Origin of the sequence: Proteus columbae (genome assembly GCF_002777965.1) — a bacterium.
GTDB classification, from domain to species: domain Bacteria; phylum Pseudomonadota; class Gammaproteobacteria; order Enterobacterales; family Enterobacteriaceae; genus Proteus; species Proteus columbae.
Genome location: NZ_NGVR01000032.1, coordinates 126,426 through 152,987, shown reverse-complemented (window position 1 = coordinate 152,987; position 26,562 = coordinate 126,426). Strand labels below are relative to the sequence as shown.

Here is a 26,562-nt window from a genome sequence, read left to right as displayed (position 1 = left end):
GGGATACTCTTTTTTTATTATAGTATGATGTTTGTATTAACGTTTATGAAGAATTGATTTAATATTCTTTGTTATAGTGTGATTTAAAAGGAAAGAGTTATTGATAAATACATTGATAATAAGTCGAGTTGAAATATTTAGCTTGGGAATAAAGACACTTCTTAGTCAGATTAAAAAAATTAACATCCGAAAGGTGGTGAATGATGAAAGTGATGCATTTCGTTATTGCCGACAATTTTCGGTTAATCTTATTATTATTTACTCAGTACCTTCAGTTTCATTAATTGATTCTATAAAAAGAATAAAGCGATCATCTTTATCAATTAAAATCATTGTTATTTCACCAAAAACAGATTCAATATTATCAATAACGCTTCTTCAATTGGGTATTGAAGGTTTTATTGTTGCTGATACTTCTTGTGAAAATATTCTACAAGCTATCCGACAGGTTTGTATCGGTCAACGGTATATAAGCCAAGAGTTAGCGATGAAAATCGCGCTAACAAAATTACAGCAAGAATTAAATCCTTTACATCATTTGTCTGAGCGTGAATTGCAGATTATGTCGATGATCATTAGAGGGAAAAAAATCACACAAATCGCAAGTGAGTTGAATATTAATACAAAAACAGTAAATAGCTATCGTTACCGAATGTTTAGTAAACTTAAAATCTCAGGTGATGTAGAATTAACACATATAGCAATACGTTATGGGTTAATCGAGATAGAGAGTCATTTACAAAGTGGAAGACAAATTTGACGCCAAAGCATTCTTAAGCCGAGTCACAGATAAACCGGGTGTGTATCGGATGTATGATGCGACAGACACAGTAATTTATGTCGGCAAAGCTAAAGATCTGAAAAAAAGGCTTTCAAGCTATTTTCGTACACAGGTAAATAGCCGTAAGACCGAAGCTTTAGTGAAGTGCATCGCAAATATTGATGTCACGATCACCCATACAGAAACAGAAGCTTTATTGCTTGAACACAGCTACATTCAGCGTTATCAACCTCGCTATAATGTGTTGTTACGAGATGATAAATCTTATCCTTATATCTATTTAAGCGGTGATAAACACCCTAGACTTGCTAGTTACCGTGGCGCAAAACATGCCAAAGGAGAATATTTTGGACCTTTTCCTAACTCCTTTGCAGTAAGAGAAACATTGGCATTAATGCAAAAGTTGTTTCCTATTCGTCAATGCGAAGACAGTGTTTATCGCAATCGTTCAAGACCTTGTTTGCAATATCAAATTGGCCGTTGTCTTGCACCTTGCGTAAAAGGTTATGTTTCTGATGAAGAATATGCCCAACAAGTTAATTATGTGCGGCTTTTTCTTTCAGGTGATGATACGCAAGTTATTGACGGATTGGTTAAACGTATGGAAGAAGCTAGCCAAGAATTACGTTTTGAAGAGGCAGCCCGCATTCGTGATCAAATCCAAGCTGTAAGGCAAGTGACTGAAAAACAATTTGTCGCCAATATTGGTGATGATCTTGATGTGATCAGTGTTGCTTTTAATGGTGCGATTGCTTGTGTTTATGTTCTCTTTTTCCGTCAAGGTAAAGTGTTGGGAAGTCGGAGTTATTTTCCTAAAGTCCCTGCAAATACCTCAATCGATGAAGTTGTTCAGACTTTTATTGGTCAATTTTATTTACAAGGCAGTGCAATTCGTACTTTACCAAGTGAAATTTTGCTCGATTTTAATTTAGAAGATAAAGCCATTCTTTCTGAATCTATATCTTCAATTGCAGGTCGAAAAATTCAAATTCAAACCAAACCCCGAGGTGATAGGGCGCGCTATTTGAAATTAGCGAGGACAAACGCAGCAACGGCATTAGCTTCAAAACAAGTCGAGCAATCGACAATTTCACAACGTTATACCTCTTTGATGTCTCTTCTTGATATGAAAGAGATAAAACGAATGGAATGTTTTGATATTAGTCACACTATGGGAGAGCAAACTGTGGCTTCATGTGTAGTATTTGACATGAATGGCCCATTAAAATCTGAATATAGGCGCTATAATATCAGTGGTATTACCCCGGGTGATGATTATGCGGCGATGAATCAAGTGCTCACTCGACGTTATGGTAAATCATTAGAAGACAGTAAGGTTCCTGATATTATCTTTATCGATGGTGGTAAAGGGCAATTAGCACAGGCAATAGAAGTATTTGATGCTCTTAATGTTGATTGGGACAAATCACACCCTAAATTAATAGGTGTTGCAAAAGGGAGTGATCGTAAAGCAGGGCTTGAAACTTTGTTTTTTGTGCCTGAAGGTGAAGGAATGGCATTACCTTCCGATTCTCCGGCGTTACATTTGATCCAACATATTCGTGATGAATCTCATCGTTATGCAATAACAGGGCACCGCCAACGTAGAGCAAAAGTAAAAAATACCAGTTCGCTAGAGTCTATTGAAGGTGTAGGGCCTAAACGTCGTCAAATGTTGTTGAAATATATGGGAGGGCTACAAGCTTTACGAGATGCAAGTGTTGAAGAAATTGCGAAAGTTCCCACAATTTCGACTTCATTAGCAGAAAAAATTTTTAATGCGTTGAAACACTAAGTGTATTGATGCACCATATTAATAACTCTCACTTTTCTAGGTCGTGTAGAACGCTATGCAACTAAATATCCCAACTTGGCTAACTCTATTTCGTGTCGCTCTGATCCCATTCTTTGTTTTGGTATTTTATTTACCATTTAAAGATGCTCCATTAGTCTGCGCTATTATTTTTATGGTAGCCGCTGCAACAGACTGGTTTGATGGTTTTTTAGCACGTAGATGGAAACAAACAACCCGCTTCGGCGCTTTTCTTGACCCAGTAGCGGATAAAGTAATGGTTGCAACAGCGCTTGTTTTAATTACAGAGTACTATCATGAGTGGTGGATAACCTTACCAGCAGCAACAATGATTGCTCGTGAAATTATTATCTCTTCACTAAGAGAATGGATGGCTGAATTAGGGAAACGTAACAGTGTTGCAGTTTCTTGGATAGGAAAAGTGAAGACGACCGCACAAATGGGATCGCTTGTTGTGTTATTATGGCGTCCTACTGTTGAAGCAGAGTGGTTTGGGTTCGCTTTATTATATATCGCAACAGTGCTGACTTTCTGGTCAATGTTTCAATATTTGAGTGCCGCGTGGTCAGATTTGCGCGAAGGTTGATCGAAATGACTGAAAATTCACCGAACAGTCAAAAAGATGCAAATATAGTGTTGACTAGATTCAGGAAATCAGTAGAATGCAACGCATCGAAAGGCACAACGGTTTACGGAAATAAATAAGTAAATCAGCAAGTTCGGTAAAGCGGGAATAGCTCAGTTGGTAGAGCACAACCTTGCCAAGGTTGGGGTCGCGAGTTCGAGTCTCGTTTCCCGCTCCAATCTCTTATGAGATTGAGAAGTTGAGGCGCGTTGGCAGAGTGGTCATGCAGCGGATTGCAAATCCGTGTACCTCGGTTCGATTCCGGGACGCGCCTCCATTAATGCCCAGGTGGTGAAATCGGTAGACACAAGGGATTTAAAATCCCTCGGCTGTAAGGCTGTGCGGGTTCAAGTCCCGCCCTGGGCACCATCTCTTTAAACAAAGAGTTTGGTGCAAAAAGAAAGTCCATTGTAAATGGCATTGGAAAGTAAATAAGTAATAAGTAATAAGCAATAAGTCGTCCATACCAGTATCTCTCTTAGTAGTAAGAATTTACGGGCGCACCACAGAATTTAGCCCAGGTGGTGAAATCGGTAGACACAAGGGATTTAAAATCCCTCGGCTGTAAGGCTGTGCGGGTTCAAGTCCCGCCCTGGGCACCATCTCTTTAAACAAAGAGTTTGGTGCAAAAAGAAAGTCCATTGTAAATGGCATTGGAAAGTAAATAAGTAATAAGTAATAAGCAATAAGTCGTCCATACCAGTATCTCTCTTAGTAGTAAGAATTTACGGGCGCACCACAGAATTTAGCCCAGGTGGTGAAATCGGTAGACACAAGGGATTTAAAATCCCTCGGCTGTAAGGCTGTGCGGGTTCAAGTCCCGCCCTGGGCACCATCTCTTTAAACAAAGAGTTTGGTGCAAAAAGAAAGTCCATTGTAAATGGCATTGGAAAGTAAATAAGTAATAAGTAATAAGCAATAAGTCGTCCATACCAGTATCTCTCTTAGTAGTAAGAATTTACGGGCGCACCACAGAATTTAGCCCAGGTGGTGAAATCGGTAGACACAAGGGATTTAAAATCCCTCGGCTGTAAGGCTGTGCGGGTTCAAGTCCCGCCCTGGGCACCATCTCTTTAAACAAAGAGTTTGGTGCAAAAAGAAAGTCCATTGTAAATGGCATTGGAAAGTAAATAAGTAATAAGTAATAAGCAATAAGTCGTCCATACCAGTATCTCTCTTAGTAGTAAGAATTTACGGGCGCACCACAGAATTTAGCCCAGGTGGTGAAATCGGTAGACACAAGGGATTTAAAATCCCTCGGCTGTAAGGCTGTGCGGGTTCAAGTCCCGCCCTGGGCACCATATAAAGAGCGGACCTTAACTTAGGTCCGTTTTTTCTTCCCCTAGCAACAAGTTAGTGAAAGAAAAGCAAAAAACTAAAGTTAGCTGTTTTAGAAGTAAATGTTTTAAATTTATTTGTTATCTATCTTGTTTGATAAACAAGTAGTAAATGTAACAAGTAAATACAATTTAGCCCAGGTGGTGAAATCGGTAGACACAAGGGATTTAAAATCCCTCGGCTGTAAGGCTGTGCGGGTTCAAGTCCCGCCCTGGGCACCATATAAAGAGCGGACCTTAACTTAGGTCCGTTTTTTCTTCCCCTAGCAACAAGTTAGTGAAAGAAAAGCAAAAAACTAAAGTTAGCTGTTTTAGAAGTAAATGTTTTAAATTTATTTGTTATCTATCTTGTTTGATAAACAAGTAGTAAATGTAACAAGTAAATACAATTTAGCCCAGGTGGTGAAATCGGTAGACACAAGGGATTTAAAATCCCTCGGCTGTAAGGCTGTGCGGGTTCAAGTCCCGCCCTGGGCACCATATAAAGAGCGGACCTTAACTTAGGTCCGTTTTTTCTTCCCCTAGCAACAAGTTAGTGAAAGAAAAGCAAAAAACTAAAGTTAGCTGTTTTAGAAGTAAATGTTTTAAATTTATTTGTTATCTATCTTGTTTGATAAACAAGTAGTAAATGTAACAAGTAAATACAATTTAGCCCAGGTGGTGAAATCGGTAGACACAAGGGATTTAAAATCCCTCGGCTGTAAGGCTGTGCGGGTTCAAGTCCCGCCCTGGGCACCATATAAAAAAGCGGACCTTTAATAAGGCCCGTTTTTTTTGATCGTAAAAAATTAAAAATCAAATTGAATGTATTATCTTATTGTTAATTAATATAATTTTATTAACTCGATGGGGTGTAGAATAAAAAATCACCTTATCAGTTGTAGCAATAGGGTGATTTATATTTAATATTGTTTTGTATTAGTAATCGGTGATTAACTCTTTGCATCTAAAGCAAGAACTCGATCTCTTAGTGTAATAAAACGAGTCAATACATCGTCTACCGTAAGAAGCCCTACATTATCTTCAGGCGCTTTCAGTACTTCACTGGCAATATGCCATGGTCCCCAAAAATCAGCATCACTATTACCAAACATCGCTACTGTTGGCACACCAACACCTACTGAAATATGTAATGCACCACCATCGCTGGTTAGCATCTGATCACATAAAGACATACCAGCCATTAATTCTCTAAGATTTTGTGTAGGTACTGGCGTAATAGGGATATCTTTGCACTGTTCAAGGATAAACTGTGCTTTTTCATCATCACCGGGGTGTTGCTTATTATCGTTACTTCCTGGCGACCAAAAGAGAAGAATGTGGCATTTTTCGCGTTGTGCTAATTGGTGTGCTAACGCGATAAATTTTTCTGCTTGCCAACGTTGTTGTGGTTTACGTGAACTGATTTGTAAGCCGTAAACGGGAATATTTTCAGTTATGTTAATGCGTTGACGAATTGCAGAGATCTCTTCATCTTTGACATACAATTTTAAAGGGCCAGCTTTTTTCTCTATTCCAAGAGGATGGGCTAGTTGACAGAACAATTCAGCGATATGACCTTTGTTTGACGGTGTTGGAATTGGATCTGTCACTGCTGAAGGTACATCATCGCCAATAGCGATAATACGCTTAGCACCTGATAATTTTGCCCATTGTAATGCTCTTTTAGCCCAATGATCACGAGCCACAATTGCAACATCATAATGCTGACGACGCATATCAAAAATGATTTTCAAGCGACTCAGAATAAGTTTTAAGGATGATTGTCCTGATTTTTTATGATGTAGCTTACTGTAAATATGTACATTTCCGACAGAAGGGTTACCTTCTAGAATGGCTTGATTGTAAGAGTTTACGAGCAGATCTATTTTTGTATTATATTCATGGGCAAGAGAGTCAATTAATGGTGTTGTAAGTATTAAATCACCAATGTTATCTCTTTGTATTATTAATATTTTAGGCATAATTAGATTTATGTATATTCGAATGAGAGAAATTCATTGCTGATAAGTATGACTTCAGCAGTAATCATATTGTATATTGATGATTATAAACGATTCGATATGTAGAGGCATCTTATCAGAGAATTAATCTGCTTTTTAGATAGGAAATGAGAAGAGGATAAGCTCAAATGCTGTACTATTGATAATACGATGACTATTTTTTAGATAATCATCGTATTTATTATATATTTAATATGAAATTTATCTTTATTGACTAAAACTATGTCAATAATGCTATTGGCGGGTAATTAAAAACACGCTTCCAAAATATCGAGCACATCTTTAGTGGTTAGCTTTTTATAGCCTCTACCAATAATTGTGGTTGATTGGGCAATCTCAGGAAGCATCTCTTTTGTTGCACCTAAAGCTTCTAATGATGTAATAATGCCACACTCTTTTGTGAAGCGTTCTAGTGCATCAATACCTTCAAGGGCAATTTGATCTGGTGTTTTTCCTTCTGCGGAAATTCCCCATACCTGAGTTGCAAATCGTACAAATTTCTCAATACCAAACTTATAGATAAAACGATAATAAGGTAGAGAAATCGCTGCAAGTCCCATTCCATGTGCACAGTCTGTATAAGCCCCTAATTGGTGTTCAATCATATGAACTTGCCAATCTTGTGTCTTTGATAATCCTGTGAGGGTATTTAATGCCAGTGTTGCATTCCACATAAGATTACTTCTTGCTTCGTAATCTGATGGGTTTTTTAGTGCGATACGTAAATTATCAATCGAAGATTTTAATAAACTTTCAATTAAATAATCAGTTGTATTTGCACCTTGATCAGAAAAATATTGCTCCATCAAATGTGACATAGTGTCAAAAACACCACTTACCATCTGATATTGAGAAACAGAAAAAGTATATTCTGGGTTTAAAATCGAAAACTTAGGGAATACATTTGCAGGAAATGCACGTCCAATTTTATATTTAGTCTCTTCATGGGTAATAACTGAACCCCCATTCATTTCAGAGCCAGTACCTACCATGGTAAGGATTGATGCGACAGGAACGATTTTATTTGTCACATCTTGGTATTCAACCCAGTATTTTTGAAAAGGATCTTCATTTTCACAATAAGCTGAAATGGAAATACCTTTCGCACAATCAATAACAGAGCCACCACCGACTGCTAATATTAAACTGACATTGTGTTCGCGAACTAATTGAACACCTTCCATCATTTTTTTATAAGTTGGGTTTGGCATAACGCCTGATAATTCAACAATGTTTTTACCGGCATGACGAAGTATTGCTATAACTTTATCATAGAGTCCATTTGATTTAATCGCGTTACGACCATACATCAGCATAACTGTTTCGCCATAATGTGCTAATTCATCATTTAATTTAGCAAGAGAGTTCTTACCAAAATGAATGGTGGTTGGATTATAGTAAGAGAAATCGAGTTGCATTTTGATATCCTATTGCCAGATTAAAGACTATCTAATTGAAGTTTATTGTGTTTTTTAACTTCAAATAAGATAGAAACAGATTAATTGTTGAGGAGAATGCTATCGCTTTCGTATTTAGAAATGAATGTCTGATCTTCTTAGTCTCTTGCCTATTTTTCCAAAAAACTAAAACGATGATTGTGAATAATATAAATTAGCTTTGAGAGAGAATAAGAGCGTTTATAACGGTTAAATATGATCCGTTTCTTTAAGCATCTTAATATCTGTTGCCGGTGGAGCTCCGAATAATCGGCTATATTCACGACTAAATTGAGAAGGGCTTTCATAACCAACTCTGAAAGTGGTTGTCATTGCACCTAAATTTTCAGTTAACATTAATCGACGGGCTTCACTGAGTCGTAATTTTTTTTGGAATTGAAGCGGAGTCATTGATGTCATTGTTTTAAAATGAGTATAAAAAGCAGATTTGCTCATTCCTGAACATGAGGCCAATTCATTGATGTTCAATGGTTTTATATAATTACTTTTTAACCAATCAATCGCTTTAGCTATTTGATGACTATGACTACCTGCGGTGACGATTTGATTCAATCGCTCACCTTGCTCTGTAATAAGGAGACGATAAAAAATTTCACGCTTTATACCTGGGGCAAGAATTTTAATACTATCCGGCTCATCAAGAAGAGTGAGTAAACGAATAAAAGCATTGACTAATGGCTCCGATAATTTACCAACAGCAATTCCTTTTTGAGCATTTGAATCTGAGTTAAATGTTAATTCACTATCAACGATGAGTTGTGATATTTCTTGCAGATCTAACTCCATAACTAGCCCTAAAAACGGTTTTTCGTTGCTGGCTTTCATAATATTTGCCATAACGGGGAGTTCTATTGAAGAAATTAAAAAATGGTTGGCATCGTAAATAAAACTTTCTTCTCCTAATATCACTCTCTTTTCACCTTGGGCAATTAAACATATTCCTGATTTGTGAGTATGGCTGGTAATTGGTGTAGGAGAAGTCCAGTGTGTCAACGTTAACCCCGGAATTTGAGTTTCAAATTGATTAGTATCATGTGTCCATTTTTCAATCTGCATGGCTAGTTTTTGAGTTAATAACGCCATGTTTTCTAATGTATTCATATGGACTCCATACGGGATAAAGCGATTAATAATATTATAGCAGTCGCAAAATTATAATGTATGAGATGAATATTAGAAAATTATTTGACTTATATTTAATAAGAAGTTTGAAAAGTAAACATCAAAAATGAGATAGGCTGTGCCTAATAAATCACAGCCTTATAAATTTATTATTTATTGGTTTTATTTTTTTCTAACCATTTTTGCATTTGTTCTATTTCAGGGCCTTGTGCATCAATAATAGCTTGAGCTAGTTTACGCATTTCAGGATCAGTACCGTATTTTAACTCAATCTTAGCCATATCAATAGCGCCTAAATGGTGGGCAATCATACCATCAGCAAAAGCGACATCTGCATTATCGGTGTTCATCCCTTTTGCCATATCGGCATGCATCTTATTCATGGAATCATTGAGTTCTTTTTGCATTGGCGAATTGTTATGAGGTGTATCCATATTCATGTTCATATGTGCATTGTTTGCCATTGCACCAAAAGAGATAGCACTCATTAAAATAACAGCAGTAGGTAAAATCTTTTTCATAACAGTTTCCTTTGATTTATCGTGAAATTGTTATCACTCTAAAGATTCCCCCTGGGGGAAGGTCAATGTTGTTATTCAAAGTTTAATGTTCTTTACCTTTAATGACGTAATTACAAAATAGCCTTTTTAACTCATTTTATTTCAATTGGTTATATGCCTAAATTCAATTTTATATCTCTTTATACACTCGGAATTCCTTTATAAAAAGTAGAAAAATAATGATAATTATTCCCATTAAATGTATTTTATTATAAAGTTGTATTATTAATGCAACTTTGTGGGGCTATATGAATAATCAAACTACAACGCAGTCTATGTCTCAAGAACACTCAAAAGCAGGGCATACCTTTTTAGCAAGTTTAGGGAAAACACGTTTAAGGCCTGGCGGTGTAGAGGCATCTGATTGGTTAATTAATAACGCGCATTTTACATCATCAAGCCATGTTCTTGAGATTGCTTGTAATATGGCGACAACTTCAATTGAAATTGCTAAGAAATATGGTTGCCATATTATTGCTGTCGATATGGATGATAATGCTTTGGCTCACGCACAAAATAATGTTAATAACGCACAATTATCACATTTGATTCAATTAACAAAAGCCAATGCGTTATCTTTGCCTTTCCCTGATAATACGTTTGATATTGTTATAAATGAAGCAATGTTGACAATGTATGCGGATAAAGCCAAAACAAAGTTAGTAAAAGAGTATTACCGTGTTTTAAAACCCGGTGGTTTATTATTAACGCATGATATTATGAAGAAAAATGATGATGTTAATAGAGATAAATTAATCGGTGTAGTGAAATCAAATGTAGCACCAATGTTTAAGCAAGAGTGGCATGACTTATTTATTAATATTGGTTTTTCAGAAGTGAAAATAAAATCTGGCGACATGAGTTTAATGTCACCTATTGGTTTAATTCGTGATGAAGGTTTATTTAGAACCGCTAAGATAATTAAAAATGGATTAGTAAATAAGCAAAATAGACCACGCTTTTTATCAATGTTTCGTTTTTTTAGAGAAAATAGACATGTTTTAAATTATATAGCATGTTGCTCTAAAAAATGATTTTATCAAGAAAATCTTATATATCATTTAATGGCACCTAAGTAAAACTAGGTGCTTACTTTTTTATTAATTAGAGTAAATAGAACTGTATACCTCCGTAATAAAATGTAAAAAATAAAAAGAATCGTAATCCATATTGAACCAGATTTATTTTAACTATATATATTAAAAATAAGCATTAAAAAATAAATATTAAAACAGATATGATGTATATATGGAGTTTAATATGAAACAGATACTTATTATTGCAGGAGGGATATTATCGCTGACTATTATGCTAGCTATACTTGTCGCTATTCTAATTGTGTCTGTCATTAAAGAAAATACAGCTGAGTTTTGGAGTGAAAGCCGCGAAGTGATTGAAAATTCTTCATCAACAGTACGTGAAACCCTTTCTACTGTAGAAGCAAAACGCGATACGCTTATGGCTATTTATCAATCTAAAGATAATAATGGAAGTTGTCAGCAGCTAGCTGAGAAGCTAAATGATGTTGAAAAAGCACTTTCTAATGGAAATTTAACGCTACCGCGACCAGCAAAAGAACAAATTTCGACTATCAAAAATGCTTTTGATTGCTCGACATCACCCACGAAAAACATTGCTTGTGAGCAAGCTCTTCAAGTTATTAATGACTTGAGTCAGTGATCTTAATATCCTTTCTATTTTTATTTATCTTTTGCCCAACAGTAAGATTATTTTCGGTTATTAAATTAATATCTCTTAACTTAATTCAATGAATATGCGATATATTTTTCTTGAAAAGAGTATATTTCTATTCTTCAACATAAAGTAACAATAGGGCATTTATATCTACAAACTTACTATTAAAAGATTATGTTAACGTTAAAAAGAAGTTGCCAAAGGGATTTAAAGTCGCGATATGAATATGCTAAAATTGCTAGCTGATTCGCTTTAGCAACAAGATTTAGTGATAATTTGGTTTATTTTTTGTTTCTAATGAAATGTGTTTTTATCTTTATACTATTTTTTTATTTTCAATCTAATAAATCAATTTTAGCGCAAGTAAGAAAAGCAAATCAGACAAAAGCTTCTATAAAAAGCATGGCATAAATATCAATATAATTTAAGAAAATATCAATTAATTATGAATATCGCAGCATCAAACGTAAATGAAGTTAGCCGGCAAACAGCGTGGATCAGGGTAATAATATTATCATTCGCAGCTTTCGTTTTTAATACAACAGAATTTGTTCCTGTTGCACTGTTAAGTGATATTTCTGAAAGCTTTGGAATGATCCCAGCTCAAACAGGTTTAATGATCACGATATATGCTTGGGTTGTTGCTTTAATGTCTCTGCCTTTAATGATAATGACAAGTAAAGTAGAGCGACGTAAGTTGCTTATTATTTTATTTATGCTCTTTATTTTAAGTCATATTTTATCTGGCGTAGCATGGGATTTTAAATCACTGATAGCAGGGCGTATCGGTGTCGCGTTTTCTCATGCCGTATTTTGGTCTATTACCGCATCACTGGCAATTAGAGTGGCACCTGCTGGTAAACGAGCTCAGGCATTAGGTTTATTAGCGACAGGAACTGCATTGGCAACTGTACTTGGTCTGCCTTTAGGTCGTGTTGTTGGGCAGTGGTTAGGATGGCGTGCAACATTTATGGGAATTGGCGTTTTAGCTTTAATTACCATGTTTGCGTTAATGCGTTATTTACCTTTATTACCGAGTGAGCATTCAGGATCACTAAAAAGTGTGCCCATGTTATTAAAACGTGGCCCATTAATGGGTATTTTTCTGCTAACGGTAATAGCGGTTACTGCACACTTTACAGCGTATAGTTATATAGAGCCTTTTGTCGTTGATATTGCAAATTTAGATCAAAACTTTGCCACCTTGGTTTTACTTATTTTTGGTGGTGCAGGCATTGTGGGAAGTGTTTTATTTAGTCGTTATAGTACCAAAATGCCAACATCGTTCTTATTCTTTGCCTTAATTTTGCTGACATTCTGTTTAAGCTTATTAATGATGAGTAGCCAAAGTTTAATGTCATTTATTGCACTGATTATATTTTGGGGCATTGGCTTTATGTGTATTTGCCTTGGAATGCAAGTCAAAGTGATTGATTTAGCGCCTGATGCAACAGATATCGCTATGTCTATTTATTCCGGTATTTTTAATATCGGTATTGGTGCAGGAGCATTAATTGGTAATCAAGTTATTTTACATGCCGGTATGACAAATCTTGGCTATGCAGGAACAATATTGAGTGTTATTGCTGTGGGTTGGTGTGGTTTTATCTTTAATCGCTATCGTGTTTCTATGGGCGGGAAACCTCGTCAAAAGAATCAACTCCATCAACACTAAACAAGTATTTCCACGATATAAAGGCACTTATTCAATAGGAAGAGTGCCTTTTTTATTTTTTGTAGATGAATATCCTTGTTCTTGCTTGTGATAGAATTCACAAAATTGACTTTGTATAGGATTAAGGCGAAAAAATGAATGGATTAACTTACCTAATGTTGGCAATTATATCTGAAGTCATTGCGACTACAATGCTGAAAGCTTCTGATGGTTTTAGCCGACTATATCCATCTATTGTGGTCGTCATTGGTTACTGTCTTTCTTTTTGGGCACTTTCTCAAGTGGTAAGGGTTATGCCATTAGGTATTGCTTATGCAATATGGAGTGGATTAGGGATAGTTTTAGTTTCTGTTGCAGCGGTATTTCTTTATCAACAAAAACTCGATTTACCTGCCATTGTTGGTATGACTTTAATTATTGCTGGTGTTTTAGTTATAAATCTACTTTCAAAAAGTGCTTCACACTGATAGGAATAACTGGAAGAAATTAGGGTGTCTTTGATGCAAAAGAAATTTAAAACAACTTGTTATCTTATTATGTTAACTAGCTTTGCTTTTATTGCAGGATGCAGTAATTCAGCGCAGACACAATATTCATCTACACAAACGGTTAGTAAAAGTCGAACAATACCGACAACCAGCCTTGATATTCCCTTAGAAGAATCAGCCAAGGCAACTTGTGTCTTTTCAGGTGGCGTGCCTTCTTTAAACTATGAATTACATGGCGGTCAGACACCTGTGTGTCAGTTTGCTAATGGTAAGCGTTGTAGTGAACAAGCTTTAATTGAAGGGGCTTGTATTCCAGGTTAAAGCTTATTTTGGGTTGAATGTTTATCACCATTTCTCTATTATAAAAATAGCCTTTAGTTTATCGCTAAAGGCTATTTTCTTTTTTTATTCTTTTGTCTTAAAAGAACTTGTTATTTGGCTCATTAATACTAATAAACCTACAACAAAATAAGCAGAGAAAATAATAAGCATCCATTGTGGCATTTCTAAAGTTAAGAATTGCCATTGGCTGACAGAGCAATCACCGGTTGCTTGGAATACAGAAGGGAACCAATCTTGCAGGGCAAACCAAGAAGGTAAAGTGACAAAAAAGTCACAGGTCGCAAAAGGTGATGGATTGAGAATAAGTTGTGTATGTTCCCAAGAGAGTTCAATGCCTCGGTATGCAGAATAAATCCATAAAAAACTACCCGCCATACGCATAAGTGCCATTTTAGGTGCAGTTGCCCCAATCAATGCAGCAACTAAGATCCCTAAGACCGCGATACGTTGATAGACGCACATTACACAAGGCATTAATTCCATTCCGTACTGAAAATACAATGCAGCACCTTCAAGACCGATTGCTGTTAATGCAAGCAACAGCCATGAAAAACGGCTTTGTGACCAGTGACGAAGAGAAGTCAGCATAATAATATCCATTTAAATATTAAATAAAATAAGTGTCTATTCTGCCCAAAAATCAAGCGCAAAAAAAGTTAAAACCTGTTATTTCACAAATATTTACATTCAAGCTTATTTTAATGAAGAAAATAGGACTTTTATCAAATAAAAGTCCTATTTATGTGGTGTATCTGTGGATCTATTGTTATGGAATAGCAATTAAACCAATTTCATAAAACCAGTGTGTTGTAGGAACAAGCCAAAATTCAACAGCCAGTAAACCAAGCAATGTCATTACAATTGTATATGGTAGTGCCATTATCACCATACGACCATATGATAAACGGATGAGTGGTGATAATGCTGATGTTAATAAGAACAGGAATGCGGCTTGACCATTTGGAGTCGCAACAGAAGGTAAGTTTGTACCTGTATTAATAGCAACACCAATATGCTCATATTGTGATTGGCTAATTAATCCATCTTGCAATGCTGTTAAAGCTTCACTGATATAAACCGTACCCACAAACACGTTGTCTGAAATAGCAGATAGTAGACCATTAAAGAGGTAAAAAAGAGACAGCTGTGAGGATTCTGAAGCTTGAAGAACAAACTGAATAATAGGGCCAAATAATTGTTGATCAATAATAACAGCAACAATAGAGAAGAAAACGGTCAATAACGCAGTGAAAGGCAAGGCTTCTTCAAATGCTTTACCAAGAGCATGTTCTTCGGTGATCCCACAAAATGCAGTGGCAAGAATAATAACAGATAAACCGATAATACCGACTTCTGCTAAATGGAGCGCTAAAGCAACAATCAACCAAATACCAATTAATGCTTGGATCATCAGTTGTGCTTTTTCTTGAGAAGTGCGTTTTTCACTGTTTTTCTTGTCGTATTCAGTTAGAACTTTACGAACTAAATCAGGTAATTCAGCACCATAACCAAAGAGCTTAAAGCGTTCTACAAAGTAGCACACTGCAAGACCTGCAAAGAGAACAGGAATAGTGACAGGTGACATTCTGATAAAGAAGGTCACAAAATCCCACTCTAAATGTTTTGCAATAATAAGGTTTTGTGGTTCACCAACCATGGTCATTACGCCACCTAATGCAGTACCAACACCAGCATGCATCATTAAGCTACGTAAAAAAGCACGGAATTGTTCTAAAGTTTGTTTTTTTTCTGCGGTATCAATAAATCCATCATTACTTAATTCTGCACCTGATTGATTAGAAGCAAAATTATGATAAATAGAGTAGAAACCGAGAGAGACACTGATTACAACCGCGATAACGGTCAAAGCATCTAAAAAGGCAGATAAAAATGCACTTGCGAAGCAAAAGGCAATAGATAACATTCGTTTAGAGCGAATGGATAACAGCAGTTTGGTAAAAGCAAACAGTAATAATTGCTTCATAAAATAGATACCCGCAACCATAAAGACAAGAAGCAAAATCACTTCAAGGTTGTTGGCAATTTCATGACCAATCTGTTTTGGGCTAGTCATACCAATGATGACGGCCTCGATAGCAAGTAATCCTCCGGGTTGTAACGGGTAACACTTTAGCGCCATAGCTAGTGTAAAAATAAATTCTACAACTAATAGCCAACCGGCGACAAAAGGGTCAATAAAGAAAAAAATCAGTGGGTTGATAATTAAAAAAGTAAGAATAGCAAGCTTATACCAATCTGGGGAATTTCCCATAAAGTTCTTTAGTAGTGCTTGTCTTATACTCATATCCATTAGGTTTCTCATCCTCCAAATAGAGATTTTAAGCGCAATGATGCGCAATTTAACCATAGTACGCGCTAATCGCTGTGAAATTAAGCGCGTTAGTAATAATAAATTGATAAAACCACATCACGTTTTATGATGCCATTCACTATTTAATGATGGTTGAGCTATATCAAAATTACGCATTCTGATATTATCTTTTCCATTATTAGCAGAAAAATCGCTTCGGAAGAAATAAAAATATGGTTATTAAGGCTCAAAGCCCCGCAGGTTTTGCGGAAGAGTATATTGTTGAAAGTATCTGGAATAATCGTTTTCCCCCTGGATCTATTCTTCCAGCGGAACGTGAGCTCTCTGAATTAATCGGTGTTACAAGAACCACATTAAGAGAAGTGCTACAACGTCTTGCTCGCGATGGTTGGTTAACTATTCAACACGGAAAGCCAACGAAGGTAAACAATTTCTGGGAAACATCAGGCCTTAATATCCTTGAAACAGTAGCTCGTCTCGATCATGATCGAGTACCACAGTTAATAGATAACTTATTGGCTGTTAGAACCAATATCTCAGCTATTTTTATACGTACAGCATTTAGAAATAGTCCTGAAAAATGTATTGAAACTTTAAACCATGAGCTCACCACTGAAAATAGCGCTGATGAGTTTAGTGAACTGGATTACAACATTTTCCGTGGATTGGCGTTTGCATCAGGTAATCCAATTTATGGCCTTATCTTAAACGGCTTAAAAGGGCTTTATACGCGCGTAGGCCGTTATTATTTCTCAAATATTCAAGCCAAAGAACTCGCGTTAGCATTTTATAAAAGATTGGCTGCATTATGTGAGCAAAAAGATGTTGAGCATGTCATGGAATGTGTCCGCCAATATGGTAAAGACAGTGGTGTTATCTGGCAAAGTTTGCAGTCACCATTACCAAGTGACCTAGAAGAAGTAAAACGCTAATTAGGTTTGCTGCTTTATTACAATAGAAAAACCAGTATTCATATAATTTTGATACTGGTTTTTTTATGCCTTTAAAAGCTCAACGTGCCATTTTTTAGGCAATGCTTTAAATAGGTTATTTTTAGTAAAAAGAGCAACTAAAATGAGTTAATCTAAGAATTATCATCTAAAAATATATTAATTTTTGGATTTTAATAAATCTCCAATTTCCTTTCTCTACACCTTAAAGTTTCTTTAATTTAAAATAATTTACTAATCAATATTTTTATAATTTATAGGTAAAATTGTATCACATTGATTTTATAGATTAATTTAATATTTTTTTTGAGAATTACTTGTCAAATAACAATCAAATGTGACTTAACTCTAAAATCTGTCTTTTTATTAGCCTAGATGATTATTCTATATTGGCTTTTTGTGTATGGAATATTATTCTTATGTTATATCAATGTAAATTATTGGAGTCTTGCCATGAAAGTAATCATCTTAGGTGGCGGCGTTATTGGTGTAACGAGTGCGTGGTATCTTGTACAACAAGGTCATGAAGTCATTGTTGTTGATAGACAAAATAGTGCAGCAGAAGAGACGAGTGCAGGTAATGCAGGTCAAATATCTCCAGGATATGCGACGCCTTGGGGAGCGCCGGGAATTCCATTAAAAGCAGTTAAATGGATGTTCCAAAAGCACGCACCATTAGCGATTAAACCCGATGGCTCACTTTTCCAATTACGTTGGATGTGGCAAATGTTACGTAATTGTGATGCGTCACATTACACCATGAATAAAAGTCGTATGGTACGTATTGCCGAATATAGCCGTGATTGCATTCGTCAGTTACGCCAAGATACAGGTATTGAATACGAAGGGCGTCAAGGCGGTACTCTGCAACTTTTCCGTGATCAAAAGCAATTTGATAATGCAGCCAATGATATTGCTGTATTAAAGCAAGAGGGCGTTGCTTATGAATTGTTAACTGCGGATCAGCTTAAATTAGCAGAACCAGCACTTGCGCATGTTAGTCACAAATTGACAGGTGGTTTACGTTTACCAAATGATGAAACGGGTGATTGCCAAACTTTCACGAAAAGACTCGCTAAAATGGCAGAAGATGCAGGTGTTACGTTCTTGTTTAACAAAGAAATCAAACATTTGTTATTTGATGGTGATAAAGTAGCGGGCGTTCAATGTCATGATGGATTATTAACAGCAGATCACTATGTTGTTGCCATGGGTTCTTATTCAACAGCATTTTTGAAAAACAAAGTCGCCATACCAGTTTATCCTCTTAAAGGTTATTCACTTACGATGCCGATTATTGATGTTTCAAGAGCACCAACATCCACTATTTTAGATGAAACTTATAAAATTGCGGTAACTCGTTTTGATGAGCGAATTCGTGTCGGTGGAATGGCAGAAGTCGTTGGTTTTAATCTGGATATTTTAAAATCACGCTGTGAAACATTAAAAATGGTTGTACAAGATCTCTATCAAGGGGGTGGTGATATTGAAAAAGCCACTTTTTGGACGGGTTTAAGACCTATGACACCTGATGGTACACCTATTGTAGGGCCTACAGCTTATCGTAATTTATCATTGAATACAGGGCACGGCACATTAGGTTGGACAATGGCATGTGGCTCTGGACAATTATTGGCTGATTTAATTTCAGGGAATAAACCGGCTATTGCCGCTGATGATTTATCTGTGTTTCGGTATATCGATGGCTTTAATACTAAATTGCTCTTACCGGGGCAAAAACTTGATGCAGCTTATTAATTGAGGAAAAAACATGTCCAGACCCACAAAAGTAACCATTAACCTCGATGCATTAAGCCATAATCTGTCTGTTATTAAAGAGAGAGTCAGAGGCAGCAAAGTGTGGTCTGTTGTAAAAGCAGATGCTTATGGACATGGATTATCCTGTGTTTGGCCGGCATTAAGTCATACTGATGGTTTTGCATTAATTGAGTTAGACAAAGCTATCATGTTAAGAGAGCAAGGATGGGTTGGTCCCATCCTTTTACTTGAAGGTTTTTTTAAAACAGAAGATGTCTATTTACTTGAACGCTATTCACTAACTACTGCGGTGCATTCAGATTGGCAATTTGACGCCATAGAAAAAGCACAGTTAGAAAGACCTATCAATATCTATCTTAAGCTTAATAGTGGAATGAACCGTTTAGGTTATCGTCCTGACGCTTATCAGCACGCGATTGATCGTGCGAAAAGTATCAATAACATTGGGTCTATTATCCAAATGTCGCATTTTGCCAATGCAGATACTGGATTAAACATGAGTGCACAAAAGGCTGCCATTAATCAGGCAATGGTAAATGAATTACCTCGATGTTTGGCAAATTCAGCCGCAACGCTATTTGATCCTGAAACTTATCAAGACTGGGTACGCCCAGGCATTATTTTATACGGTGTTTCGCCTTCAGGTGTTTGGCAAGATATTGCTGATTTCGATTTAGAACCCGTAATGACATTTAATAGTGAAATATTAGCCATTCAACAAGTAAAAAAAGGTGAACAGATAGGTTATGGTAGCCGATATACCGCTGAACGTGATATGCGGATCGGTGTTGTTGCCTGTGGTTATGCTGATGGTTATCCAAGACATGCACCAGACGGTACACCTGTTATTGTTAATGGGCATAAAACACAATTGGTAGGGCGTATTTCTATGGATATGCTAACCATTGATGTTACGGATTTTCCTGATGTCAATTATGGTAGTCCAGTTGAATTATGGGGAAAAGAACTTCCTGTTGATGATGTTGCAATGGCATGCGGCACTATTGGTTACGAATTACTGTGTGCAATAGCACCAAGAGTTACTGTCGAAGTGATGATAAATTTACCTAATTCCACTTTTTCTGATCTAAATGAAAGTTGTTGATAATCACTAAACTAGAATAAGATTAAATTTATTTTGATTTGGTGATCCTATGAGTAACGGCATTACATTGCGTGTGAAAGGAAAGGTTCAAGGCGTTGGGTTTCGCCCATTTGTTTGGCAATTAGCCCATCGTTTTGGTTTATTAGGGCAAGTGAGCAATGATAGTTTGGGGGTATTGGTACATTTAACGCCTTCACCTAAAAATACACTCTTTATAGAAGCATTAAAAGCAGAATGCCCACCATTAGCACGTATTGAACGTATAGAAGAATCACCCTATCAATGGGAACAGCAACCTACTGATTTTATTATTGTAAAAAGTGGTGGTGGCGAAATGGATACACAAGTTGTTCCTGATGCAACGACTTGCCAAGCTTGTATTGATGAACTGTTTGATCCACAAAATCGTCGTTATCATTATCCTTTTATTAACTGCACACATTGTGGCCCTCGTTTTACTATCATAAAAAAAATGCCTTATGACAGGCCTTTTACTTCAATGTCTGAATTTCCATTCTGCCCTGAATGTAAACATGAATATGAAGATCCCGCAGATAGACGGTTTCACGCTCAGCCTAATGCATGTCCTGTATGTGGGCCTCATATTTGGCTTACAGATAATCAGGGTAAAGAGTTAGCAACAAAAGAGCTTGCATTAGCCCAAGTTTGTGAAGCGTTACTTGCTGGAAAAATTGTTGCAGTCAAAGGTATTGGTGGTTTTCATTTAGTGTGTGATGCACGTAATAATGAGAGTGTTGCATTATTACGCGAACGCAAGTACCGACCCGCGAAGCCATTAGCTGTGATGATCACAGGAATTGATCAAATTAAAGCAGAAAAGCAAGATCCTGATTTTCTTCCAACCGCTATCCAAACATTGCAAAGCACTGCTGCCCCAATTGTATTAGTTCCTAAAACCGCTACACCTAAACTTGCGGAGCTTATTGCGCCGGGACTAACTGAAATCGGTGTGATGTTACCTGCCAATCCACTGCAACATCTATTAGCGCGTGGCGCGAATATTCCTCTTGTTATGACATCAGGAAATGCATCAGGTCATACACCAGCATTAAGTAACGAAGATGCCTTAATGCAATTGAAAGATATTGCAGATTTATTCTTAATGCATAATAGAGAAATCATACAAAGGGCGGATGACTCGCTAGTTCGTATTGAGGGTAAACAGAGCGTTATGATCAGACGTTCTCGTGGTTATGTTCCAGATGCGATTTCACTACCTGAAGATTTTGAGGAGCAACCCTCAGTACTTGCTATGGGGGGCGATCTCAAAAATGTATTTTGCTTATTACGTCAACATCAAGCCATTATGGGGCCTCATTTAGGGGATCTTGATGATTTAAGCGTGCGACAACAGTTGGTAAAATCGTTGGCTCTCTTCCAACAGATTTATCGCTTTACACCTAAAGCAATTGCAATAGATGCGCATCCTAACTACATCAGTCATCAGTTGGGTAAGCAGTTTGCTCTAGAGCAAAATATTCCTGTTATTGAAGTCTCTCATCACCATGCACATATTGTTTCCTGTCTTGCTGAACATGGTCATACACATCAACAAGGTGCTGTTATTGGTATTGCTCTTGATGGATTAGGTTTTGGGCAAGATGGCACATTATGGGGTGGGGAATGTTTGCTCGTAGACTATCAAAATTCAGAGCGGATTGGTGGACTTCCTGCTGTTGCGATGCCTGGAGGCAATCTTGCTTCTATTCAACCTTGGCGAAATTGGTTCGCACATTTAGCTAATTTTTATGAAGATTGGCAAGGTAGTGTTATCGCCCAAATGATACCAAGCAATGATTTGCAGATATTAAGTAAGGCAGTAGAACGTGGTTTAAATTCACCTAAAGCCTCTTCTTGTGGACGCTTTTTTGATGCGGTTTCAGCATCATTAGGATTAGCCCCTAAAGAGATAAGTTGGGAAGGTGAAGCCGCTTGTTATCTACAAACAGCAGCATTAGCGTGTCATAAAGAAAAACAGACAGAAATAACTAAGCAATATGGGCATTTAATGCCTGTAAAAAATAATGTGCTTGATTTGTCTGTTTTTTGGTCGCAGTGGGAACGTGTCGCGTTGAATGTTAATGAAAAAGCATGGCTATTTCATTATCTATTAGCTGAAGGTTTAGGCAATATTGCATTGCAATGTGCGGATGAACATCAGATTGATACCATTGTACTTACGGGTGGTGTGTTAAATAACACGCTACTCAAACACCTGTTTAAGAAAAAACTAAACAATAAAAAAGTATTAACACCTATGATGTTACCTGCAGGTGATGGCGGTATTGCATTAGGGCAAGCACTGATTGCTACACATTTAATGCAAAAATAAAATAATTATAGGTAAAATAATGCCAGTTTTAGTTAATTGTGACTGAAATAGGTTTTTGGTTGCTACTTTATTAATGATTAATGACAATATGGAAAATCATCGTGAGTAATAAGAAGATTATCATTTCTTTGGCCGTTATTGCAGGATTAAGCACGCCAGCTGCATTTGCTGGCGAATGGTCAATTGGTGGTTCGGTTTTAGCACAAGTAACGCCTTATAAAGGGGCTAAATCAAAAGATTATTTATTACCAGTACCACAAGTTAACTACCAGTCAGAGAATTTCTATTTCGCAACGTTAGCGGCGGGATATTACCTGTGGAATACACCAAAAGATCAACTTTCTGTTGATTTGCACTATTATCCTCAGGCTTATAAACCAAGCGATAGTGACGATGAGCAAATGAAAAAGCTGAATCGCCGTCGTGACACTATGATGGGTGGCTTTACTTATAAGCACCATGAATCATGGGGTAGCTTAAGAGCAATCGTATCGGGCGATATGCTAGGCAAAAGTAACGGTATTATCGCTGATGCTGCTTATTTATATCCTTTCGAATTTGGTAACTGGTCTTTTCAACCGGGTGCGGGTGTTGTTTGGGAAAACAAAAAGCAAAACCGTTATGCTTATGGTATTAGCCACGCAGAATCACAACGCAGTGGTTTAGCAGAATATACGCCAAATGATAGCTGGAGACCTTATTTTGAAATCTCTGCTAACTATAAATTTGCAGAAAAATGGAATTTCTTTGCGATGGGACGTGTTGACCATTTACCAAGTGAAGTAAAAGACAGCCCAATGGTGAATAAATCTGTTACTGCAATTGTGTGGACAGGTGTAACTTACACATTTTAATTAGCTAAAATCTAACTAAAATTTAGTGAGATTAGCGATAATAAAAAAGCTTCGATTTAAACTCGAAGCTTTTTTATTGTGTAAGATGCCAGTAATACTTTATTTTTCGGCAATATTTTTACGAACACGAACGACCAGAGATAAACGACCGGGATGAACGTTATCTGGTTTTAATGGTTGGTGGATACGGGCGGTTTCTACACAAGCCATTTTACGATAGCCACCTGTGCTCATATCTTTCATTGAACTTGCAAGTTCTGCGCCGGGGTTCCAACATACGACATCACTATGATGGTAATGATGAACTTCAATTGTGCGATCCCATCCATCATCATGAATAAGATTAAAATCGTCAGGCTCTGTATAAAGCCTATCAGTGCGTCCATTAAAGCGTAATGAGGTTTCATCAGTGTAAACCTCTTTATCTGCCACTGTGTCAATGTAGTGGCTTCCTAGGCCGGTTACAGAGACATTATCAATGTCACTCACATTAAAATAAGAGTGAAGGGCAGCCGTCGCTTCATAATCTCCGTAAGATTCTAATTCAACCTCACAGGTTGCTCCCAATTTAAAACGAGCAATAACAGTAAAGGGATGAGGCCAATATTTTTGTGTCTGTTGGCTCTCTTTTAATGTCATGGTAATGAGAACGCCATCATCTTGTTCTGTGTGAGCACTAAATTCCCAAGGAAGAATTCGTGCAAATCCATGACTTGGTGTACCTGCCGAAGCAAACCAAGGCCAGCAAATAGGAATACCGCCACGAATGGCAACACCAGTAGTGAAGAGAGAGGCTTCGCTCACCCAAAATACGGGATGCTCTTGTGCGGGTTGCCAAGCAATTAGATGTGCGCCTTGAAGGCTGATAGCTGCACGTACTTTAGGATGCGAAATAACAAGGATAGGAAGTTCGCCTAATTGCCGACGACTTAAGTAAGGTGATATTTGTTCAATAATCGGCAAAGAAAAAATTTTCTCATTCATTATCTTATGACCTTATGTCACTGACTATTTCAATACAATAAACTGACTGGCTAGAAAATAAAAGAGCCACCGAAAAGGTGGCTCTAAAAGAAATCGTGACTTTCTAAACTCTAATTATTTAGAGATATGAGAAATCAGATCCAGAACTTTGTTTGAATAACCAACTTCGTTATCGTACCAAGCAACTAATTTAACAAAGTTGTCATTCAGAGCGATACCTGCTTTAGCATCAAATACTGAAGTCAGAACTTCGCCGTTGAAGTCAGTTGAAACAACTGCATCTTCAGTGTAACCCAGAACGCCTTTCAGTTCGCCTTCAGCTGCTGCTTTGATAGCGTCACAGATTTGAGCGTAAGTTGCTGGTTTTTCCAGACGTGCAGTCAGGTCAACAACAGAAACGTTAGGAGTAGGAACACGGAAAGACATACCAGTCAGTTTGCCGTTCAGTTCAGGAATAACTTTACCTACAGCTTTAGCAGCACCAGTTGATGATGGGATGATGTTTTGAGAAGCACCACGACCACCACGCCAGTCTTTAGCAGATGGACCATCAACAGTACGTTGAGTTGCAGTTGTTGCGTGAACAGTAGTCATCAGACCTTCAACGATACCGAAGTTGTCGTTGATAACTTTAGCTAAAGGCGCTAAGCAGTTAGTTGTACAAGATGCGTTAGAAACGATATCTTGGCCTGCGTATGATTTATGGTTTACGCCCATTACGAACATTGGAGTGCTGTCTTTTGAAGGACCAGTCAGAACAACTTTTTTCGCGCCAGCTTGGATGTGTTTACGAGCAGTTTCGTCAGTTAAGAACAGACCAGTTGCTTCTGCAACAACGTCAGCACCGACTTCGTTCCATTTCAGATTTGCTGGATCTCTTTCTGAAGTTACGCGGATGGTTTTACCATTAACAACGAGGTGGCCATCTTTTACTTCAACAGTACCGTTGAAACGGCCATGAGTTGAATCGTATTTCAGCATGTATGCCATGTAGTCTGCGTCTAACAGATCGTTAATACCTACGATTTCGATATCTGAACGTTCTTGAGCAGCACGGAAAACGATGCGGCCGATACGACCAAAACCATTAATACCTACTTTGATAGTCATATGTATTCCACCAGCTTTAATTTAGTGAATTAAAAAGTTGCTTCTAAAGTTACCAAAACCGCGCCAATCGTCAAGCGGAATCGTGTCAATAATTGCAAAAAATCAATTAAAAAAACACTTTTCGCTTAAAGATTGGTCGTTTTAGCCAAATGTTACGCTGTGTATTATCGGGATCAACGCCGATAAATGAAGTTACCTTTGCTCCGTTATGTGAAATTCATCACATTTCAAAAACTAAAGATTACTCTTGATGATTTTAGACTATATTTTTCAGATTTGTTGTTAAATCTTTGTTATTATTCACTGTTGTTTTAAAAAGCATTTTTCTGGGCAAGAGGTCGATATGGCAGATAATGAAAAGAAAGTGAATATTTCAAGTAATAACAATCACCTTGATTTATCAACACTCAACGAAATGCAACGTTATGTGACGCAACAGCAAGGCACAGAACCGCCGTTTAGTGGTAAATTATTACACAATCGCCAAACAGGGATTTATCACTGTTTGTGTTGTTCTGCTCCTTTGTTTTATTCAGATACGAAATTTGATGCAGGATGTGGTTGGCCTAGCTTCTATCAACCCGTTAGTGATAGTGCGATTCGCTATATTGATGATTTTTCGCATAATATGCAAAGAACCGAAATACGTTGCCAGCAATGTGATGCACATTTAGGCCATGTTTTTAATGATGGTCCAGCCCCAACAGGGGAGCGTTATTGTGTTAATTCAGCATCTCTTTCATTTACGAATAGTGAAACAGGCGAAAAACAAGCGGGTTAATTTAGTTAAATTAACAAAAATATAACAAATGAAAAAACGATTCAGCCATTTCAAGTGATTATTTAGCTTATGGAGCAATCAATGGAAGTTAATGAACTTATTTCGATGGTAACCCCTGAAATCTACCAGCGCATTTCAACCGCAGTTGAGCTAGGTAAATGGCCTGATGGCGTTGCATTGACCGATGAGCAAAAAGAGCATTGTATGCAGATTGTTTTATTGTGGCAGGCGAAAAATAACCACACACCTGAGCATATGACAGTGGGAACTAATGGACAAATTACCATGAAGAGCAAACAAGAATTAAAAGCTCAGTTTCAATCTGAACGTTTAGCAACGTTAACGCCAATGGATGATGAATAAAACCTGTGTTGAATGGATAGAAAAATATAAAAAGGGGTTGTTTATTAACCAAG

Annotated in this window: 23 protein-coding genes and 10 tRNA genes; 25 read left to right on the top strand and 8 right to left on the bottom strand. The window is 37.1% G+C overall.

Annotated elements, in window-relative coordinates; translation table 11 throughout:
• Nucleotides 1-196 precede the first annotated feature (196 nt).
• The 13 genes from CBE70_RS17390 (at nucleotide 197) to CBE70_RS17330 (ending at nucleotide 5,294) form a co-directional block, all read left to right on the top strand.
• The gene (locus CBE70_RS17390) at nucleotides 197-760 is read left to right on the top strand and encodes a LuxR C-terminal-related transcriptional regulator (RefSeq protein WP_232797427.1); all 564 of its coding nucleotides are present in this window, start codon (nucleotides 197-199) and stop codon (nucleotides 758-760) included.
• A complete protein-coding gene (uvrC, locus tag CBE70_RS17385) occupies nucleotides 744-2,576 on the top strand; it encodes an excinuclease ABC subunit UvrC (protein WP_100160312.1) in 1,833 nt (610 codons plus the stop codon). Before CBE70_RS17390 ends, uvrC begins: the two co-directional genes overlap by 17 nt.
• Nucleotides 2,577-2,631: 55 nt before the next feature.
• A complete protein-coding gene (gene pgsA / locus CBE70_RS17380) occupies nucleotides 2,632-3,180 on the top strand; it encodes a CDP-diacylglycerol--glycerol-3-phosphate 3-phosphatidyltransferase (RefSeq protein ID WP_075674025.1) in 549 nt (182 codons plus the stop codon).
• Between the two features lie 141 nt (nucleotides 3,181-3,321).
• A tRNA-Gly gene (locus CBE70_RS17375) sits at nucleotides 3,322-3,397 on the top strand.
• A 25-nt stretch (nucleotides 3,398-3,422) separates the two neighbouring features.
• Nucleotides 3,423-3,496, top strand: a tRNA-Cys gene (locus CBE70_RS17370).
• 5 nt (nucleotides 3,497-3,501) lie between these two features.
• Nucleotides 3,502-3,588, top strand: a tRNA-Leu gene (locus CBE70_RS17365).
• A gap of 146 nt (nucleotides 3,589-3,734) precedes the next feature.
• Nucleotides 3,735-3,821, top strand: a tRNA-Leu gene (locus CBE70_RS17360).
• Nucleotides 3,822-3,967: 146 nt separating this feature from the next.
• Nucleotides 3,968-4,054, top strand: a tRNA-Leu gene (locus CBE70_RS17355).
• A gap of 146 nt (nucleotides 4,055-4,200) precedes the next feature.
• Nucleotides 4,201-4,287 (top strand) — tRNA-Leu (locus tag CBE70_RS17350).
• Between the two features lie 146 nt (nucleotides 4,288-4,433).
• Nucleotides 4,434-4,520 (top strand) — tRNA-Leu (locus CBE70_RS17345).
• 171 nt (nucleotides 4,521-4,691) lie between these two features.
• A tRNA-Leu gene (locus CBE70_RS17340) sits at nucleotides 4,692-4,778 on the top strand.
• A 171-nt stretch (nucleotides 4,779-4,949) separates the two neighbouring features.
• A tRNA-Leu gene (locus CBE70_RS17335) sits at nucleotides 4,950-5,036 on the top strand.
• A gap of 171 nt (nucleotides 5,037-5,207) precedes the next feature.
• Nucleotides 5,208-5,294, top strand: a tRNA-Leu gene (locus CBE70_RS17330).
• Nucleotides 5,295-5,488: 194 nt separating this feature from the next.
• Here the strand turns inward: CBE70_RS17330 and CBE70_RS17325 are convergent.
• The 4 genes from CBE70_RS17325 to copM form a co-directional block, all read right to left on the bottom strand.
• On the bottom strand, nucleotides 5,489-6,520 hold the full coding sequence (locus tag CBE70_RS17325; protein ID WP_198585743.1) for a glycosyltransferase family 9 protein: 1,032 nt from the start codon (nucleotides 6,518-6,520) through the stop codon (nucleotides 5,489-5,491).
• A gap of 287 nt (nucleotides 6,521-6,807) precedes the next feature.
• Entirely contained in the window at nucleotides 6,808-7,977 is a 1,170-nt protein-coding gene (locus CBE70_RS17320; RefSeq protein WP_100160311.1) for an iron-containing alcohol dehydrogenase, read from the bottom strand.
• Nucleotides 7,978-8,205: 228 nt separating this feature from the next.
• Entirely contained in the window at nucleotides 8,206-9,117 is a 912-nt protein-coding gene (locus CBE70_RS17315; protein WP_100160310.1) for an AraC family transcriptional regulator, read from the bottom strand.
• Between the two features lie 170 nt (nucleotides 9,118-9,287).
• Entirely contained in the window at nucleotides 9,288-9,659 is a 372-nt protein-coding gene (copM, locus tag CBE70_RS17310; protein ID WP_100160309.1) for a CopM family metallochaperone, read from the bottom strand.
• Nucleotides 9,660-9,946: 287 nt separating this feature from the next.
• On the opposite strand from copM, the gene CBE70_RS17305 reads away from it, so the two are divergent.
• The 5 genes from CBE70_RS17305 (at nucleotide 9,947) to CBE70_RS17285 (ending at nucleotide 13,877) form a co-directional block, all read left to right on the top strand.
• The gene (locus tag CBE70_RS17305) at nucleotides 9,947-10,732 is read left to right on the top strand and encodes a class I SAM-dependent methyltransferase (RefSeq protein ID WP_232797426.1); all 786 of its coding nucleotides are present in this window, start codon (nucleotides 9,947-9,949) and stop codon (nucleotides 10,730-10,732) included.
• Nucleotides 10,733-10,958: 226 nt separating this feature from the next.
• Complete coding sequence (locus tag CBE70_RS17300) at nucleotides 10,959-11,378, top strand: hypothetical protein (RefSeq protein ID WP_100160308.1); 420 nt, start codon at nucleotides 10,959-10,961, stop codon at nucleotides 11,376-11,378.
• A gap of 460 nt (nucleotides 11,379-11,838) precedes the next feature.
• The gene (locus tag CBE70_RS17295) at nucleotides 11,839-13,068 is read left to right on the top strand and encodes a sugar transporter (RefSeq protein ID WP_100160307.1); all 1,230 of its coding nucleotides are present in this window, start codon (nucleotides 11,839-11,841) and stop codon (nucleotides 13,066-13,068) included.
• Between the two features lie 134 nt (nucleotides 13,069-13,202).
• Nucleotides 13,203-13,535 carry an SMR family transporter gene (locus CBE70_RS17290; protein WP_023581949.1) on the top strand — a complete coding sequence of 111 codons (333 nt, stop codon included), beginning with the start codon at nucleotides 13,203-13,205 and terminating at the stop codon, nucleotides 13,533-13,535.
• A gap of 33 nt (nucleotides 13,536-13,568) precedes the next feature.
• Nucleotides 13,569-13,877, top strand: coding sequence for a putative hemolysin (locus tag CBE70_RS17285; protein ID WP_100160306.1), 309 nt, complete (start codon nucleotides 13,569-13,571; stop codon nucleotides 13,875-13,877).
• A gap of 84 nt (nucleotides 13,878-13,961) precedes the next feature.
• Here the strand turns inward: CBE70_RS17285 and dsbB are convergent, their stop codons facing one another.
• Complete coding sequence (dsbB, locus tag CBE70_RS17280; RefSeq protein ID WP_100160305.1) at nucleotides 13,962-14,486, bottom strand: disulfide bond formation protein DsbB; 525 nt, start codon at nucleotides 14,484-14,486, stop codon at nucleotides 13,962-13,964.
• Between the two features lie 178 nt (nucleotides 14,487-14,664).
• Complete coding sequence (gene nhaB / locus CBE70_RS17275; RefSeq protein WP_100160304.1) at nucleotides 14,665-16,209, bottom strand: sodium/proton antiporter NhaB; 1,545 nt, start codon at nucleotides 16,207-16,209, stop codon at nucleotides 14,665-14,667.
• Between the two features lie 233 nt (nucleotides 16,210-16,442).
• Between nhaB and fadR the strand changes: the two genes are divergently transcribed.
• From fadR to CBE70_RS17250, 5 genes are all read left to right on the top strand, one after another.
• On the top strand, nucleotides 16,443-17,162 hold the full coding sequence (gene fadR / locus CBE70_RS17270; RefSeq protein WP_100160303.1) for a fatty acid metabolism transcriptional regulator FadR: 720 nt from the start codon (nucleotides 16,443-16,445) through the stop codon (nucleotides 17,160-17,162).
• A 471-nt stretch (nucleotides 17,163-17,633) separates the two neighbouring features.
• Entirely contained in the window at nucleotides 17,634-18,938 is a 1,305-nt protein-coding gene (locus tag CBE70_RS17265) for a D-amino acid dehydrogenase (RefSeq protein ID WP_100160302.1), read from the top strand.
• Nucleotides 18,939-18,951: 13 nt separating this feature from the next.
• A complete protein-coding gene (alr, locus tag CBE70_RS17260) occupies nucleotides 18,952-20,064 on the top strand; it encodes an alanine racemase (protein WP_100160301.1) in 1,113 nt (370 codons plus the stop codon).
• A gap of 49 nt (nucleotides 20,065-20,113) precedes the next feature.
• Entirely contained in the window at nucleotides 20,114-22,417 is a 2,304-nt protein-coding gene (gene hypF, locus CBE70_RS17255; RefSeq protein ID WP_100160300.1) for a carbamoyltransferase HypF, read from the top strand.
• Nucleotides 22,418-22,518: 101 nt separating this feature from the next.
• Nucleotides 22,519-23,271 carry a MipA/OmpV family protein gene (locus tag CBE70_RS17250; RefSeq protein ID WP_100160299.1) on the top strand — a complete coding sequence of 251 codons (753 nt, stop codon included), beginning with the start codon at nucleotides 22,519-22,521 and terminating at the stop codon, nucleotides 23,269-23,271.
• 99 nt (nucleotides 23,272-23,370) lie between these two features.
• Here the strand turns inward: CBE70_RS17250 and CBE70_RS17245 are convergent, their stop codons facing one another.
• Together CBE70_RS17245 and gapA are read right to left on the bottom strand one after the other, a co-directional pair.
• Nucleotides 23,371-24,255 (bottom strand): D-hexose-6-phosphate mutarotase, encoded by an 885-nt coding sequence (locus tag CBE70_RS17245; RefSeq protein WP_100160298.1) that lies wholly within the window; start codon nucleotides 24,253-24,255, stop codon nucleotides 23,371-23,373.
• Nucleotides 24,256-24,369: 114 nt separating this feature from the next.
• Nucleotides 24,370-25,365 carry a glyceraldehyde-3-phosphate dehydrogenase gene (gapA, locus tag CBE70_RS17240; protein WP_023581959.1) on the bottom strand — a complete coding sequence of 332 codons (996 nt, stop codon included), beginning with the start codon at nucleotides 25,363-25,365 and terminating at the stop codon, nucleotides 24,370-24,372.
• Nucleotides 25,366-25,708: 343 nt separating this feature from the next.
• Here gapA and msrB point away from each other — a divergent pair, with 343 nt between their 5' ends.
• Both msrB and CBE70_RS17225 read left to right on the top strand, forming a co-directional pair.
• Nucleotides 25,709-26,146: a peptide-methionine (R)-S-oxide reductase MsrB gene (gene msrB / locus CBE70_RS17230; protein WP_100160297.1), complete on the top strand. Its 438-nt coding sequence runs from the start codon at nucleotides 25,709-25,711 to the stop codon at nucleotides 26,144-26,146.
• Nucleotides 26,147-26,227: 81 nt separating this feature from the next.
• On the top strand, nucleotides 26,228-26,509 hold the full coding sequence (locus tag CBE70_RS17225; RefSeq protein WP_100160296.1) for a YeaC family protein: 282 nt from the start codon (nucleotides 26,228-26,230) through the stop codon (nucleotides 26,507-26,509).
• The last annotated feature ends 53 nt before the right edge of the window (nucleotides 26,510-26,562 follow it).

What these genes read in the sequence shown, in the direction of transcription:
- pgsA (WP_075674025.1), top strand. Translation starts at nt 2,632, where the DNA reads ATGCAACTAAATATCCCAACTTGGCTAACTCTATTTCGTGTCGCTCTG.
- CBE70_RS17325 (WP_198585743.1), bottom strand. Translation starts at nt 6,520, where the DNA reads ATGCCTAAAATATTAATAATACAAAGAGATAACATTGGTGATTTAATA.
- CBE70_RS17320 (WP_100160311.1), bottom strand. Translation starts at nt 7,977, where the DNA reads ATGCAACTCGATTTCTCTTACTATAATCCAACCACCATTCATTTTGGT.
- CBE70_RS17315 (WP_100160310.1), bottom strand. Translation starts at nt 9,117, where the DNA reads ATGAATACATTAGAAAACATGGCGTTATTAACTCAAAAACTAGCCATG.
- copM (WP_100160309.1), bottom strand. Translation starts at nt 9,659, where the DNA reads ATGAAAAAGATTTTACCTACTGCTGTTATTTTAATGAGTGCTATCTCT.
- CBE70_RS17305 (WP_232797426.1), top strand. Translation starts at nt 9,947, where the DNA reads ATGAATAATCAAACTACAACGCAGTCTATGTCTCAAGAACACTCAAAA.
- CBE70_RS17300 (WP_100160308.1), top strand. Translation starts at nt 10,959, where the DNA reads ATGAAACAGATACTTATTATTGCAGGAGGGATATTATCGCTGACTATT.
- CBE70_RS17295 (WP_100160307.1), top strand. Translation starts at nt 11,839, where the DNA reads ATGAATATCGCAGCATCAAACGTAAATGAAGTTAGCCGGCAAACAGCG.
- CBE70_RS17290 (WP_023581949.1), top strand. Translation starts at nt 13,203, where the DNA reads ATGAATGGATTAACTTACCTAATGTTGGCAATTATATCTGAAGTCATT.
- CBE70_RS17285 (WP_100160306.1), top strand. Translation starts at nt 13,569, where the DNA reads ATGCAAAAGAAATTTAAAACAACTTGTTATCTTATTATGTTAACTAGC.
- dsbB (WP_100160305.1), bottom strand. Translation starts at nt 14,486, where the DNA reads ATGCTGACTTCTCTTCGTCACTGGTCACAAAGCCGTTTTTCATGGCTG.
- nhaB (WP_100160304.1), bottom strand. Translation starts at nt 16,209, where the DNA reads ATGGATATGAGTATAAGACAAGCACTACTAAAGAACTTTATGGGAAAT.
- fadR (WP_100160303.1), top strand. Translation starts at nt 16,443, where the DNA reads ATGGTTATTAAGGCTCAAAGCCCCGCAGGTTTTGCGGAAGAGTATATT.
- CBE70_RS17265 (WP_100160302.1), top strand. Translation starts at nt 17,634, where the DNA reads ATGAAAGTAATCATCTTAGGTGGCGGCGTTATTGGTGTAACGAGTGCG.
- alr (WP_100160301.1), top strand. Translation starts at nt 18,952, where the DNA reads ATGTCCAGACCCACAAAAGTAACCATTAACCTCGATGCATTAAGCCAT.
- hypF (WP_100160300.1), top strand. Translation starts at nt 20,114, where the DNA reads ATGAGTAACGGCATTACATTGCGTGTGAAAGGAAAGGTTCAAGGCGTT.
- CBE70_RS17245 (WP_100160298.1), bottom strand. Translation starts at nt 24,255, where the DNA reads ATGAATGAGAAAATTTTTTCTTTGCCGATTATTGAACAAATATCACCT.
- gapA (WP_023581959.1), bottom strand. Translation starts at nt 25,365, where the DNA reads ATGACTATCAAAGTAGGTATTAATGGTTTTGGTCGTATCGGCCGCATC.
- msrB (WP_100160297.1), top strand. Translation starts at nt 25,709, where the DNA reads ATGGCAGATAATGAAAAGAAAGTGAATATTTCAAGTAATAACAATCAC.
- CBE70_RS17225 (WP_100160296.1), top strand. Translation starts at nt 26,228, where the DNA reads ATGGAAGTTAATGAACTTATTTCGATGGTAACCCCTGAAATCTACCAG.